At 37.2% G+C, this 14,073-nt stretch carries 12 protein-coding genes; 4 read left to right on the plus strand and 8 right to left on the minus strand.

The features are described from left to right. Window positions 1-16 precede the first annotated feature (16 nt). The 4 genes from CSC80_RS18145 to CSC80_RS18160 are packed head-to-tail and all read left to right on the plus strand — an operon-like array spanning window position 17 to window position 3,654. On the plus strand, window positions 17-796 hold the full coding sequence (locus CSC80_RS18145; RefSeq protein WP_058105413.1) for an SDR family oxidoreductase: 780 nt from the start codon (window positions 17-19) through the stop codon (window positions 794-796). Between the two features lie 50 nt (window positions 797-846). Beyond that, window positions 847-2,154 carry an L-fucose:H+ symporter permease gene (fucP, locus tag CSC80_RS18150; protein WP_099193327.1) on the plus strand — a complete coding sequence of 436 codons (1,308 nt, stop codon included), beginning with the start codon at window positions 847-849 and terminating at the stop codon, window positions 2,152-2,154. 1 nt (window position 2,155) lies between these two features. Continuing rightward, window positions 2,156-2,491: an L-rhamnose mutarotase gene (locus CSC80_RS18155; protein WP_058105411.1), complete on the plus strand. Its 336-nt coding sequence runs from the start codon at window positions 2,156-2,158 to the stop codon at window positions 2,489-2,491. Next, on the plus strand, window positions 2,488-3,654 hold the full coding sequence (locus tag CSC80_RS18160; RefSeq protein WP_074674465.1) for an alpha-hydroxy acid oxidase: 1,167 nt from the start codon (window positions 2,488-2,490) through the stop codon (window positions 3,652-3,654). The genes CSC80_RS18155 and CSC80_RS18160 overlap by 4 nt, the downstream gene beginning before the upstream one ends. Window positions 3,655-3,733: 79 nt before the next feature. Here the strand turns inward: CSC80_RS18160 and CSC80_RS18165 are convergent, their stop codons facing one another. From CSC80_RS18165 to CSC80_RS18200, 8 genes are all read right to left on the minus strand, one after another. Continuing rightward, complete coding sequence (locus CSC80_RS18165; protein WP_236973438.1) at window positions 3,734-4,942, minus strand: DUF4861 family protein; 1,209 nt, start codon at window positions 4,940-4,942, stop codon at window positions 3,734-3,736. Then, window positions 4,932-5,726: a gluconate 5-dehydrogenase gene (locus CSC80_RS18170; RefSeq protein WP_058105409.1), complete on the minus strand. Its 795-nt coding sequence runs from the start codon at window positions 5,724-5,726 to the stop codon at window positions 4,932-4,934. Before CSC80_RS18170 ends, CSC80_RS18165 begins: the two co-directional genes overlap by 11 nt. Window positions 5,727-5,730: 4 nt before the next feature. Then, window positions 5,731-6,570: a 5-dehydro-4-deoxy-D-glucuronate isomerase gene (gene kduI, locus CSC80_RS18175; protein ID WP_099193328.1), complete on the minus strand. Its 840-nt coding sequence runs from the start codon at window positions 6,568-6,570 to the stop codon at window positions 5,731-5,733. Window positions 6,571-6,585: 15 nt separating this feature from the next. Next, window positions 6,586-7,332, minus strand: coding sequence for a DUF6250 domain-containing protein (locus tag CSC80_RS18180; RefSeq protein ID WP_099193329.1), 747 nt, complete (start codon window positions 7,330-7,332; stop codon window positions 6,586-6,588). Between the two features lie 130 nt (window positions 7,333-7,462). Further along, complete coding sequence (locus CSC80_RS18185) at window positions 7,463-9,316, minus strand: arylsulfatase (RefSeq protein ID WP_201796649.1); 1,854 nt, start codon at window positions 9,314-9,316, stop codon at window positions 7,463-7,465. A gap of 34 nt (window positions 9,317-9,350) precedes the next feature. Continuing rightward, window positions 9,351-10,793 (minus strand): hypothetical protein, encoded by a 1,443-nt coding sequence (locus CSC80_RS18190; protein ID WP_099193331.1) that lies wholly within the window; start codon window positions 10,791-10,793, stop codon window positions 9,351-9,353. Then, window positions 10,780-12,435 (minus strand): sulfatase, encoded by a 1,656-nt coding sequence (locus CSC80_RS18195; protein WP_099193332.1) that lies wholly within the window; start codon window positions 12,433-12,435, stop codon window positions 10,780-10,782. Before CSC80_RS18195 ends, CSC80_RS18190 begins: the two co-directional genes overlap by 14 nt. A gap of 78 nt (window positions 12,436-12,513) precedes the next feature. Next, window positions 12,514-14,049 (minus strand): glycosyl hydrolase family 28 protein, encoded by a 1,536-nt coding sequence (locus tag CSC80_RS18200; protein WP_099193333.1) that lies wholly within the window; start codon window positions 14,047-14,049, stop codon window positions 12,514-12,516. Between the last annotated feature and the right edge of the window lie 24 nt (window positions 14,050-14,073).

A 14,073-nucleotide genomic window follows, 5' to 3' on the forward strand; every position in this document is an offset into this window, starting at 1 on the left:
ATTAAAATTACCAACGATGGATTTAAATCTGAAAAATAAAGTTATCATAGTATCTGGAGGTTCATCTGGAATTGGTAGAGGTATAAGTATTTGCCTAGCAAAAGAAGGTGCCATACCATATATTCTAGGTAGAAATAAAGCGAATATTGTATCGGTAATTTCTGAGATAGAAAAAGAAGGCGGACAAGCAGGGTATGCTTTTGCCGAGCTGACAGACCCTCAAAAATGTAAAGAGGCCGTTGATAGCTGTATAGCACGTTTTGGTAGAATTGACGGCTTGGTCAATAATGCCGGAGTAAATGATTCGGTAGGGTTAGAAGATGGTAATCATGAAGATTTTATGCGTTCCATTTCCAGAAATCTTACCCATTATTACATGATGGCACACTATGCGCTGCCTGAACTTAAAAGAAACAAGGGAGCAATAGTAAATATCGGCTCTAAAACCTCGGTAACCGGTCAAGGTGGCACTTCTGGTTATGCCGCAGCAAACGGAGGCAGAAATGCACTTACAAGAGAATGGGCGGTTGAGCTACTACCCTATTCCATTCGTGTAAATGCCGTAATTGTTGCCGAATGTTATACACCGTTGTACGATCGTTGGATAAAATCATTTCCAAACCCAGAAGAAAGACTTGGTAAGATTACCGAAAAAATTCCTTTAGAAAATAGAATGACCACAGCAGAAGAAATTGCAGATATGGTCGCTTTCTTACTTTCTGAAAAATCCAGTCATACCACAGGTCAACTCATATTTGTAGATGGTGGCTACAGCCATTTGGACCGCGCCCTATAACGCTGACTTTGCTTTCTAACCTTTCAACTTAACAACAAAACTCTCCACCAATGTCAAAGACAGATAAAACACCCATTGTATCAAGAAAAACTTTGTTACCATTTATTTTAATAACTTCTTTATTCGCTCTTTGGGGTTTTGCAAATGCCGTTACGGATCCTATGGTACAAGCCTTTAAAAAGGTATTGGAACTATCTAATTCTCAGGCTGCATGGGTACAAATGGCTTTTTATGGTGGTTATTTTTGTATGGCCTTACCGGCAGCGTTATTTGTTCGCAAATATTCCTATAAAGTAGGTGTTATCATTGGTTTGGCCTTATATGCCGTAGGCGCATTACTTTTTTATCCTGCGGCCATAACAGAACAATTTTGGTTCTTCTGCTTGGGTCTATATATTCTAACATTTGGTCTTGCCTTTTTAGAAACAACCGCCAACCCTTACATATTGGCAATGGGCGACCCTAAAACCGCGACCCAAAGATTAAACTTGGCACAAGCCTTTAACCCTATTGGTCTGTTATTGGGACTTTTAGTGGCCCAGCAATTTGTACTTAAAAATTTACAATCTGACGATGTTGAAAATTATAGTGCCTTATCCGAAGCAAAAAAATCTCTCATAAGAACTTCAGATTTAATGGTGATCAGAGATCCCTATGTAGTCTTAGGCTTGGTTATTTTGGCAATTTTGGTGTTGATCGCCGTTAGTAAAATGCCACAATCAAAAGGAGATGGCAACATACCTAGCCTGTCCCATACATTTAATTCGTTGAAAAAGAATAAAAAATATGTCTTTGGTGTAGTATCCCAAATATTCTATGTTGGAGCACAGATTATGTGTTGGACCTATATTTACCAATATGCAGAGGCTATTGGTTTGGAAAGTGAAACCGCCGCAAATTATCAAATTATCGCCTTTATCCTCTTTTTAGTAGGCAGGGTAATGGGCACGTATCTTCTAAGGTTTATATCCTCTGGAAAATTACTGTTATTATATGCCATTGCTGCTATTATGGCATCTTTGGGAACCATGTTCTTAATAGGTACCATAGGGCTTTATTGTTTGGTAGCACTATCATTATGCATGTCCGTAATGTTCCCAACAATTTATGGTATTGCCTTAGAAAATTTAGAAGAAGAGGAATCTAAAATTGGTGCTGCAGGTCTTGTTATGGCTATCGTTGGTGGTGCCTTAATGCCTGGTCTACAGGGTAAAATAATAGACGTTGGCGGATTTGGTGTCAATGACACGGAAATACTAGGGTTATCCGAGGTCAACTTTTCTTTTATATTACCATTAATCTGTTTTGTGGTTATTGCTTTCTACGGACAAATGACCCATAAATATTATCAGAATTAGCATGAAGAATCAAAAACATTGTTTTGCGTTAGATTTAAAGAACGATGAAACCTTGATCAACGAATATATTGAGCACCATAAAAATGTGTGGCCAGAAATTATTGAAAGTATCAAAGGTTCTCACATTGAAAATTTAGATATTTATCTAGTAGAAAACAGGCTTTTCATGATTATGGAAACCAACCCCTTATTCTCATTTGACAAAAAGCAACAAGCTGATGAAAGAAATGTCAAAGTGCAAGAATGGGAAACTTTAATGTGGAAGTATCAACAAGCTATACCAAACTCAAAACCAGGAGAAAAATGGCGACTAATGAACAAAATATTTGAATTATGAGTAAAGCAAAAATTGCCATTAACAACAAATACCCTTCAGTTACCGATTTAAGAAACAAGGCGAAGAAAAAAATTCCAAAATTTGCTTTTGAATATTTGGATGGTGGTTGTAATGAAGATGTGAACCTCATTAAAAATACGAGCGATATCAGAAAAGTGGAATTATCGCCCAGCTATTTAAGTAAGCATACGGGATCAGATATGAAAACCGAACTTTTTGGGCATACATACGATGCTCCTTTTGGTATAGCACCAGTTGGTCTCCAGGGGCTCATGTGGCCCAATGCACCGGAAATTCTAGCCAAGGCGGCTTTTGAGCACAATGTACCCTTTGTTTTAAGTACGGTTTCTACAAGTAGTATTGAAAGAATTTCTGAAATTACCGAAGGTCAGGCATGGTTTCAATTATATCATCCGACCGAAAATAGATTACGCGATGATATGATCAACCGAGCTGCACAGGCAGAATGCCCGGTTCTAGTCATTTTATCAGATGTACCAACTTTTGGATTTAGACCAAGGGATATTAGAAATGGATTGGCTATGCCACCAAAAATGAGCGTAAAGAATATTCTACAAATTTTAGGAAAACCAGAATGGGCAATGAAAACCCTAATTCATGGTCAGCCCAACTTTGAAACGCTTAAGCCTTACATGCCAAAAAACCTAGATTTAAAACAACTAGGAAAATTCATGGATCAAACTTTTACCGGCAGATTAAACGAGGAAAAGATTAAACCTATCCGCGATATGTGGAAAGGTAAATTGGTACTCAAAGGCGTGGCTTCTGAAATGGATACCGAAAAAGCCATACGACTGGGTATTGATGGTATTATTGTTTCTAACCACGGTGGTAGACAATTAGATGCAGGGGAATCTACTATAAGACCGTTGACTAGAATTGCAGAAAAATATAGCGACCAAATAAAAGTTATGATGGATAGCGGCTTACGCTCTGGTCCAGATATTGCCAGAACAATGGCTTCTGGGGCTGAATTCACCTTTTTAGGTCGTTCTTTTATGTACGGTGTAGCGGCATTGGGAAATGAAGGAGGAAATCATACGATTTCATTATTAAAGACCGAATTACAACAGGTAATGGAGCAAGTATGCTGTGAGAACACGAAAGATTTTCCAAATCATTTGATTAAAAAAATCAACTAATATAAAATGGATGATTGTTTTGCTATGAGTTCATATAACTCAACTATGGTGCAAAACAATCATCCGTATAAGTAACCAACTACTTCACTTTAACTTCTAATGGTGCGTTCACCTTTTGGGCAAATTCCTTTAAATAAGCGTTCCACTCTTCTTTGCTATTAAATTGTTTGCTTTTTTTCCATCCAAATCCGGTATAATAAACCGCTTCGCCATTTATCACTTTAACTTGTGCATACAAATTACTTAGATCTTTGGCATTGGTCATATATTTATCATATCCCAACATAGCGTTGGAAGGAACTACGACACCTGTTCCTAATTCAGAGCCAAAATATGGTTCCCAATAACTGACCCAACCCTGTTCTACCTCAGCAGCAATTTCCCCATCTTTTTCATGAAGTGTAAGGCCAACGGAAATGGTTTCCGAGCCGTTGACTTCAACTCTGTATTTAGACAGGTTACTTCCACGATCCAAAGAAATAAACTTCTTTTCCGCTATGGTTTTATCTCCTGCCCTCCATGGTGCGTACGTAATCCAGAAACTAGTTCTAAGCGGTCCGGTTTCAATAGTTTTATAATCTGTAAAATTTCTTGAAAATTGATATGTAGTGTCCACCTTGACAGCAATACCACCTACTCCTCTGCTGGTGCCAACATGAAAATTATCCAAACCCTCACCATCATCTTCATGGTAAGTGCCTTCAGTTTCCAATTCTTTCTTGTACCATTTATTGATTATTGGATAATCCACCCTTTTTAACCACGCATCCATACCACTGGATAATGTTCCTCCGGGTATACTGTCCTCTATCATTTTTTGCGCTACAGGACCATAGGTTCTAAATGCTACCCTATCATTTTCCCAAGCATAATCATCCGTTCGCTCCGGAACAAATCTTGAATAACATGTTGGAATATCTTCTGACCCTGCTACAGCCTCCTTAAGTGAGATGTTAAAAGTTTTACTTGAATTTGCCGCTATTTCCGGTTGAATCAGAAGAACATCTACCGCGCCATCTCCATCAATATCACTTAGTTGCGAAACTAATTCAGTACCACTACCTACTTCACTGACCTTGTATGATTTTCCCGTGACCAATTTTAAAGATTCGTCAGATTGTAAAAGTGCCAAATCAATTTCAACGGTCTCCAATGACCGATCAATATTCAAATGATTTACAACTTCAATTTCTAACGGTTTTTCACCTGTACAGCCTATTAAAAATAAGGTAACTACTACTGCACAATACTTTAAATGGATCTGGTTTATCATAATTTTAGTTTTCATTACTTGGTTTACCAATGGTTGCCAAAATACCACCATCTACATACAAAATATGTCCGTTTACGAAATCGCTCGCCTTAGACGATAAAAATACCGCTGCACCTGCCAAATCATCTGGGTCTCCCCATTTTGCTGCCGGTGTCCTATTTACAATAAATTCATTGAAAGGGTGACCATCTACACGTATAGGCGCGGTTTGACTGGTTGCAAAATACCCTGGTCCTATACCATTGACCTGTATGTTATGCTTAGCCCATTCGGTAGCCATATTTTGGGTCAACATTTTTAATCCGCCTTTTGCGGCCGCGTAAGCCCCTACGGTATTTCTACCCAATTCACTCATCATTGAGCAAATATTAATAATCTTACCTTGCTTTCTGGCTATCATGGTTTTCACCACATGTTTGGATACTATAAACGGACTCACTAAATCAACATTTATAACTTCTTTAAAGTCCTCAACTTCCATTTCTTCTAGAGGTGTTCTTTTAATAATCCCTGCATTATTCACAAGAATATCAATAGTGCCTACTGAAGCTTGAATATCGTTAATAGCTTTTTCAACCGCTTTTTCATCAGTTACGTTAAACTTGAATCCGTATGCATCTATACCCAATGATTTATAAAATGCAACGGCATCATCAATCTTAGTTTGCGATGAATTACCATTAACGATCAACTTTGCACCTGCAAGTCCCAATCCTTTTGCCATTGCCATACCTAGACCATGGGTGCTACCGGTTACCAATGCCACTTTTCCTTTTAAACTAAATAATTCTGTAGACATAATTTTACTTTAATTCTGTTATTGCAGCAACATCCATATCACTGTAATCTAAATTCTCACCTGCCATACCCCAGATAAAGGTGTAATTTGAAGTTCCTGACCCACAATGTATAGACCATGGTGGTGAAATTACCGCTTGGTGGTTATGCATCCATATATGTCTTGTTTCTTGGGGTTGACCCATAAAATGACAAACTGCTTGACCTTCTGGCACATCTAGATAAAAATACACCTCCATTCTACGATCGTGTACGTGTGCCGGCATAGTGTTCCAAACACTACCGGTCTTTAACTTGGTCATACCCATTTGCAACTGACATGTAGTAACCACACCACCAATAATCATTTGACTAACCGTTCTATGGTTTGCAGTTTCCAAAGACCCCAGCTCCAATTTATTCGCCTCTTCCAAACTTACTTTTTTAGTTGGAAAATTGGTATGTGCCGGTGCTGAATTGATATAAAACTTAGCCGGTTTTTTAGGGTCATCACTTTTAAAAATGACATCTTTTGCCCCCATGCCAATATAGAGCGCGTCTTTATGACTAAGACTATAATTTTCACCGTCTACTTCAACGGCTCCTGAATCACCTACATTGATGATACCCATTTCTCTTCTCTCCAAGAAAAACGCTGCCTTTAAAGGATCAATAGTTTCCAGTTTCAAATTAGATTTTGGCACTGCAGAACCAGCAATATAGCGATCGTAATGGGTGTAGGTTAAATTGATCTCGCCCTCTTTCATAAGGTCATTGATCAAAAACTCGTCCCTTAAAGCTGTTGTGTCATATTTCTTAACTGCCTCTGGGCTAGAAGCGTATCTTGTATTATAGGTTGTAGACATTTAATTATATATTTATTATTGTTTTAATCTGTATACTTTAAAGTTATCAATTGTCATATGATTATTCACCGTTCTGAACCCAAAATATCCACTGGTATAAGGATCATCATCATTTAGATCGATCATTTTGACTCCATTTCTGTAATATTGAATAACATTGTCATACGCAATGATTTTAATATGATACGTGGTATTGGGCTCTAACAAAAACTCCTGTTTAGAAAAATCATGTGCCGCCAATAACGGTCTTTCCCCATTGCCTACATATCTTCTAAATCTGGTTTTGGTATTGTCATGACCACCTACGCCCATATAATACAGCCGTAGACTATCATAATTTGTAAACTTACCGTGTCTTTTGGCTGAATTTTCAAATAAATTATCAGGATGTTCTACATCTTTTGCCATCCAAAAACAGTTCATATCAGAAACCCGGTCGTTTTCACCTCCGTCAGATATGATATAGGCATCGTATTCGATCATTATTGGTCCGGATAATTCTTTTTTAAACCAAATTGTACAACCTGCGACATCATCAATTTCAAGCTTTTCATTATTGATTTTAGCTATTCCCCCAGGCATCTGTTCCACCTGCCAAGAATTTAGGTCTTCATTAAAATTTTCCTCATATAAAAGTGTAGATCGCACTTCTAAAGAATCATTCAAAGCCATTACTTTAGCCGTTTGGGCACAGCCATAATTAAACAGAAAGGTCATTAACACCAATGCTGTGAAATTAAAATTTTGATTGTGTTTACTCATAACCTGTTTAAGTTGCCTAATGACCTTATGCAATATGAAAAAATAATCCCCATATACTTATAACTCATGATTCATTATCGATAAATTATGAATCACAATATATTTAACCCTTAAAAATCAATCAATTAACCTATTCAATTTTTTCTAGGCTTACAAAATATGCACCAAGTGTTTCATTATTATCCAATGTAAACCATGTTTGTAATTCAGCTTCCCCTTCGGTTAAATCCACCTTAAATTCTGCATATTCCTGAGTAGGATCCATTTTAATTTCACTATTGAAATGCTGCACTTTTAACCTCGCTTTGGTAATTGGTAAAGATTTACCGGGTTTACTTGCAGAAACACTGGTTCCTTCTTTTGCTGGTCTAATAGGTGCCTCTGCATTTAAGGCCAACTGTGTTTCTTCTGGCCATCTACGCAGTTTTACTGAATATGTACCTGGCTGGTCTACATGTATTGCCCAATAACCATTATCCCTATAACCCGTTCTTATATGCCTTTGGTGCCAAGGGCTATCTCCTTCTGTATGCCAATCATGACAATACAATTTGGTAGGATTTTCCTTTTCATGGCCAACATAAATTCTTGGAAGATCATTATACGTTGGAAGCAAATCTTGCCACCATTGATCATATGCATCCTTAAATTGTTTCATTTTTTCAGGATGCATAGAGGCGATATTCTCTCGCTGTTCTGGATCAGTTTCTAAATTATAAAGCTCGGTACTATCTACCAATCGCCACTTACCTTGCATTAATGACGTTCTACGCCATGGCTCAGGATTCTCGGTACGCTGAGAATTGGTAATTACAATACGTTCTTTAAAATCATTGCTTTCCCCTTTGATCAAGGGCAGCAAACTCTTTCCATCAAAAGAAATATCATCATTCACCTCTAAACCACACATTTCTACCAAAGTTGGCAATACATCAAAATGAGCGGTCAACTCATTAATATCCTTGCCAACAGTAATTCCTCCATTCTTCCAATGGATAAATAGTGGCACACGGTGACCACCCTCGTATTTACTTGCTTTTACCCCACGCATACCTGCATTGAAACCTTTCTTAATAAAGCCGTCTAATCGGTGTCCATCTGTTTTGGCTCCTTGTGCGGTACCATTATCGGTGGTGAAGATAAGTATGGTATTATCCATCAATTCTGAGGTTTCCAGATAGTCAACCAACTTACCTATATTTTCATCTATATTGGCGATCATACCATAAAAAGCTGGTAACGGAATGGCTTCATTATCCTTGTATGGTGCTATATACTTATCAGCCACAAAATATGGTGAATGCGCAGTATTGGTAGGTAGGTAACAAAAGAAAGGTTTATCCTTATTTTTTTCAATATGCTTAATTGCCTCATTGAACCAAATATCCGTACTGTACCCTTCAAATCTTTTCAATTCCCCATTATGTATGTACATGTCATCAAAATAATCGTTATCCCAATAATCCATAGTTTGTTCCATACCGCCACCGCCGTGAGACAATACCTCATCAAAACCATTATCCTCTGGCCTAAACGGATAGTTATCCCCTAAATGCCATTTACCAAAAATTGAAGTGGAATAGCCGTTCTCCTTAAATATTTCGGCCATGGTCGTTTCTCGTTCCAATAATAAAGACCTACCGTTAATGGTATGCCAAACTCCCGTTCTATTTGCATTATGCCCTGTTAAAAGTGCTGCCCTTGTTGGCGCACATGTAGGATTTACATGATAATCCGTAAATCTGGCACTTGTAGCGTGCAGCTTATCTATATTAGGCGTTTTTATATATGGGTTACCCAAAGCCGCAATATCACCATAACCTTGATCATCTACCAATATCAATATTACATTAGGCTTTTTTTCAACGGTGGAGACCGAATCTTTCTCCTCTTCACAAGATGTGCATAGTATGGTCATAGCCCCAAAAAGGACTAAGGATATTTTATGAAACTTGAATACCGATAGATTTGATTTTAAAAACATAGATATATTATAATTCTTGTGCGTTATTTGTATTCTAATCTTGAAAAATTGATTTATAAGAAAGGTGATTATTTTGCCCTTCATCTATAACCTTACCCGCAGATACTCCCTTAATACCACTGCTATCTTCATCGAGAACAACCGGATACGCTGTTAAATTATGAAGTAAAATATGCGATGCGGTATAATTTTCATCTGATTTTAGTAAGCCTATCGTTTTGTTATCACCACCAATTTGAATTTTTAAATTCTGATCAGGATCAGGGATAGCACTCCTAAGAGTAATTTTATGATTGCTTCCTATAATGATGGCTGCATGACCACTACCGTTATAGGACTCCCCTTCATACGGTAGCAAGGTTATATCTGCATTTGTACCACTGTCCGTAATATAATCTACCCCAAGTGCTGGACCATATTGGGTATCTGCATAACAATCTACAATATCTCCCGTGCCAATGCAAAAACCTCTCTCACAACCAATAGTTGCGGTTCCCGACACATACTTTTTACCTGTTGCATGGGTCAGTGTTACACCTGCCCTCATATTCTTTACCGTGCAATTAATGATCGTTGGGTTAGAAGTTCCACGGTTATACTCCACACCATTAATTATAGTTTCCCCTCCATTATATGCTCTTATACCTCCTTCGCCCAGGCTCATCATATAACCTGGTGGCAACTTATACCCAAAATATGTCATGAACCCTGCTTTATCTCCATCTGTACCCGTTCCGGTTTCGGCAAGCATATCATCTGTTGATCGCATGGTACCTTCTATATAACAACCTTCAATTAACGGTTCATCTGCCGCCTGCATAAACAAGGCATGTCCATAAGATCGGTGAATTATTGTACAGTTTTTCACATGATTCTTATAACCCCGAACCAAAAAGGCAGAATGCTTAAAATGAGGGATTACATTTTTGCCTCCTTTCCCAAACGTTTCTCCATAACCATACGGGTAAGATCCTTTGGTACTTAAATGTAGACCTTCTATTCTGTTGCTAGCTCCATCCATAACCACATTACAAGCCCTTCTAGTTGGATGATCATACACAGATCCTACATCTGCAAGGGTTAAGTTCTTAATAACATTGTTATTACCCGTTATTTGAAGTTCATAAAATTCACGATAGTTCTTAAATGCCGTAAGAACCTTTGTTTCTACATTTATAATCACATCCGTAAAATCATAAGTACTATTATTGCCACTAAACAACAATAGCACCAATGCATTATGATCATCAATATTTGTGTGAGACTTAAACGTGCCATTTTCTATATCTTTTACCGTGATATTATATACACCTTTCTTTACAACTACATTGACACTATCTTGCGCTAAATAGGGTACCAAAGCTGCCAATGAAGCAACTTCGGTTTGCGCAGATAAAGACGTACTACAAATCAAAAAATGAACAACAACTAAGGTTTTTATTACAATACTTTTATCTATTTTTTTACCAAAAATCATTTTCCTTTTCTGTTTTCATGTTTTTATAAATCTCTATATACTTCTGATCCAATTCAGATGAATCTCCATATTTTACCCGGAGCTCATCTAACTTTGTTTTCATTTCTTTGACTACTGATGCATACGCTGGATCATTAAAAACGTTGTTTAGCTCTTGAGGATCTTTTAATCTATCATACAATTCCCATTCATCAACATCATAATAAAAATGAATCAGCTTATATTCTTTGGTCACAATACCATAGTGACGTTTTACCATATGTACACTAGGGTATTCATAATACTGGTAATACACCGCTTCTCTATCCCATTTTTCCTTTTCTCCCGTTAGTAAGGGCATTAAGCTCTCCCCTTGCATATCCGTTGGTACAGGAATATTGGCGGCTTCAAGTAAGGTGGGTGCAAAATCCAGGTTTTGTACCATTTCATTTTCTTTACTACCAGGGGTAATTTTATTGGGCCAACGAACCAATAACGGTGTCTTAAAAGACTCATCATAAATAAATCTTTTATCGAACCAGCCATGCTCACCTAAATAAAACCCTTGGTCAGAAGTATAAATAACTATTGTATTTTCTGCCAATCCGCTTTCATCCAAATAATCCAAAACACGACCAATATTATCATCCACAGATGAAATACAGGCTAAATAATCTTGCATGTAGCGTTGATACTTCCATCGCATTTTTTCCTGCTCGGTCATGTTTGGCCAATTTGCTTTAAAATCAGCATTTATTTTGTCTAAAACCACATCGTATTTCGCTTTTTGAGCTGCATTTGCCCTGCCATAAGGACCATAAAAACCATTCTCGAATTCCTCAACTTTTGGTGATACCTTATCACCCATTTCTTGAAGAAGTTCTGGTCTAATTTTACTATCATGACTATACATCATATGGGTCAATAGATTCATTTCCGCCGTTTTTGCAGCGGTGCCCCTATTCTTATAATCATCAAAAAGGGTTTCAGGTTCTGGAAATTCCTTATTCGTAAACTCCGCAAACTTTTCCGGACTTGGCCACCATGGTCTATGTGGCGCCTTATGCATGTACATCATCATAAACGGCTTTTCCTTGTTGCGCTTTTCTTGCAACCAACCCAATGTTAAATCGGTAATGATATCCGTAACATAACCAGTAATAGTCGTAGTATCCCCTTTAGTATCTATAAAATCCGGATTCAGATAAAATCCCTGATCAGGTAATATCATAGACTCGTCCACACCTTTTGGATTATTCCCAAAATGTAACTTTCCAAACATAGCAGTTTCATACCCGTTTTCTTGAAAAATCTGAGGAAAAGTAACCTGTGTAGTATCAAAAGGCATTAAATTATCTATTTTACCATTGATATGGGTATGCTTTCCTGTTAATATTGTTGCCCTTGATGGCGCACAAATTGAATTGGTAACACTGGCATTGGTAAACAACATACCTTCTTTTGCCAACCTATCTATATTTGGTGTTTGTATCAATTTACTGTCATACGCACTTATAGCTTGGTACGCGTGATCATCTGACATGATGAACAAAATATTTGGTCGTTTTCTTGGTGCTTCTTCTTTATTCTCAGCACACGAGAAGAACATCATTAGCACCGCAATTACGCATAAATGATTGCCAAATGGCTTTATCTGTTTCATATATTCTTTTTTCTTACACCTTAAAATTGCTCTATTTTCCTAAGAATGATTGTTAGCTTTATCTGGATTGTTGCTTATTTATTTCTTGACCTCAACATCTTTAACAAAGTCATTGATGATTACATTTTCAACTTCAATTTTTTTACCGTCTAGAATTACATTGTCAAAAACTACCCCTTCAACAATATGATCTTTATCATAACCGATCAATTCCATACTTGCTTGATCCTTAATGCTATAAGGTTTCCAATCTGGTCCATCTTGAAACCCTGTAAGTGTGGTATCTATTGGCGCGGAAGTTGCCGTAATATTTTTGAAGGTTACATTTTTAATATGTCCGCGTTCCATGGTTTCCGTCCAGCGTGTTTTTCCTATCCAACAGGAAATCAACCTACGGGCTTCCTCAATTCTGATATTATCAAAAGTGACATCGCTTATTACCGCATCATCACAATGATATACCCTTAACGCTGTCTCCCTACCTACGTCATGTATAACATCACTATCTTCAAAAAGTACGTTACTGATATTTTCATGAACCTCTGCCCCAATACTAAAAGCATGGGCTAGCTCATTCCAAACCACACACTTTCTTGTGTGAACGTTTTTCACCTCTCCATATCCGCCAAAGGACTTTATCACTACAGCATCATCAAACGTTCTCATAAAACAATTCTCTACCAATACATCTCTACTACTGGTAATATCAACACCATCTGCATTACCACGCCAACCTATGATTTTTATATTATCAACATGTATATTATCACTACTTTGAATAGGAATGGTCCAATGACTAGGGTCAAAAATTGTTACACCTTCTATTTTTACGTTTTCTGCTTTAAGCGCCAAAATAGTGTATCGTCTTTCTTTTTTTGGAATGCCACTTTGATCAATTATGCCACGACCTTTTATACTTACATTTTTTCCTTCTAAAATAAATGTTGGTTTTTTTCTTAATTGCCCTCTAATTTCAATTTCTTCCTCTTTTTCCGGAACTACACAATTTATATAGGCTCCACCTGCAACATACAAGGTCTGCCCATCAGTAATTGTTATATGTGATACATTATGAATTCCCGGTCCAAAATAAATGACATTAGGATCATTGGGATCGGGTATATTTTCTTCAAAAGGATTGGCTAGAATATGTAAAGATTCATGCCACTCTCCGTTAATTTCAATAGTTACATGACCGGGTTCATCTAATTGAAAATCAACGATATTACCTTTAAAATTCGGTTTTATGTTATACGACGAGGGCAAAATCTTTACCGATTCCACTTTTTCATGATATGCAATAGAAACTGATGCACTCCCCTTCATATCAAAAGAAGCAATAAATGCTTTACCGAACTCACCCCGTAAAGGATTCAACCTTGGTATGGGCTTAGACGGTGGTATTTTAGTAGAGTAAACAGGAACATCTAAGCCATCTACCGCTACCTTATATGTTTTAGCTAATTGTATTCCATTTGGTGCAGGATACACCTTAACCTGTGCTACCAAAACCAAACCAAACAAAATAATAGGTAACCATATATTTCGCCGTAACATTTTACAGCATAATGCCATTTTTTGTTCAACAGCTATTAAAGACAAAATACCTACCATTTTTTCTGTATTGATAATTGTCCA

This window comes from Maribacter sp. 6B07 (genome assembly GCF_002700155.1).
GTDB classification, from domain to species: Bacteria; Bacteroidota; Bacteroidia; order Flavobacteriales; family Flavobacteriaceae; genus Maribacter; species Maribacter dokdonensis.

Bases quoted from the DNA above. Each gene is read 5' to 3' on its own strand.
- CSC80_RS18145 (WP_058105413.1), top strand. From the start codon at position 17: ATGGATTTAAATCTGAAAAATAAAGTTATCATAGTATCTGGAGGTTCA.
- CSC80_RS18185 (WP_201796649.1), bottom strand. From the start codon at position 9,316: ATGTTTTTAAAATCAAATCTATCGGTATTCAAGTTTCATAAAATATCC.
- kduI (WP_099193328.1), bottom strand. From the start codon at position 6,570: ATGTCTACAACCTATAATACAAGATACGCTTCTAGCCCAGAGGCAGTT.
- CSC80_RS18170 (WP_058105409.1), bottom strand. From the start codon at position 5,726: ATGTCTACAGAATTATTTAGTTTAAAAGGAAAAGTGGCATTGGTAACC.
- CSC80_RS18155 (WP_058105411.1), top strand. From the start codon at position 2,156: ATGAAGAATCAAAAACATTGTTTTGCGTTAGATTTAAAGAACGATGAA.
- fucP (WP_099193327.1), top strand. From the start codon at position 847: ATGTCAAAGACAGATAAAACACCCATTGTATCAAGAAAAACTTTGTTA.
- CSC80_RS18180 (WP_099193329.1), bottom strand. From the start codon at position 7,332: ATGAGTAAACACAATCAAAATTTTAATTTCACAGCATTGGTGTTAATG.
- CSC80_RS18160 (WP_074674465.1), top strand. From the start codon at position 2,488: ATGAGTAAAGCAAAAATTGCCATTAACAACAAATACCCTTCAGTTACC.
- CSC80_RS18165 (WP_236973438.1), bottom strand. From the start codon at position 4,942: ATGAAAACTAAAATTATGATAAACCAGATCCATTTAAAGTATTGTGCA.
- CSC80_RS18190 (WP_099193331.1), bottom strand. From the start codon at position 10,793: ATGATTTTTGGTAAAAAAATAGATAAAAGTATTGTAATAAAAACCTTA.
- CSC80_RS18195 (WP_099193332.1), bottom strand. From the start codon at position 12,435: ATGAAACAGATAAAGCCATTTGGCAATCATTTATGCGTAATTGCGGTG.
- CSC80_RS18200 (WP_099193333.1), bottom strand. From the start codon at position 14,049: ATGGTAGGTATTTTGTCTTTAATAGCTGTTGAACAAAAAATGGCATTA.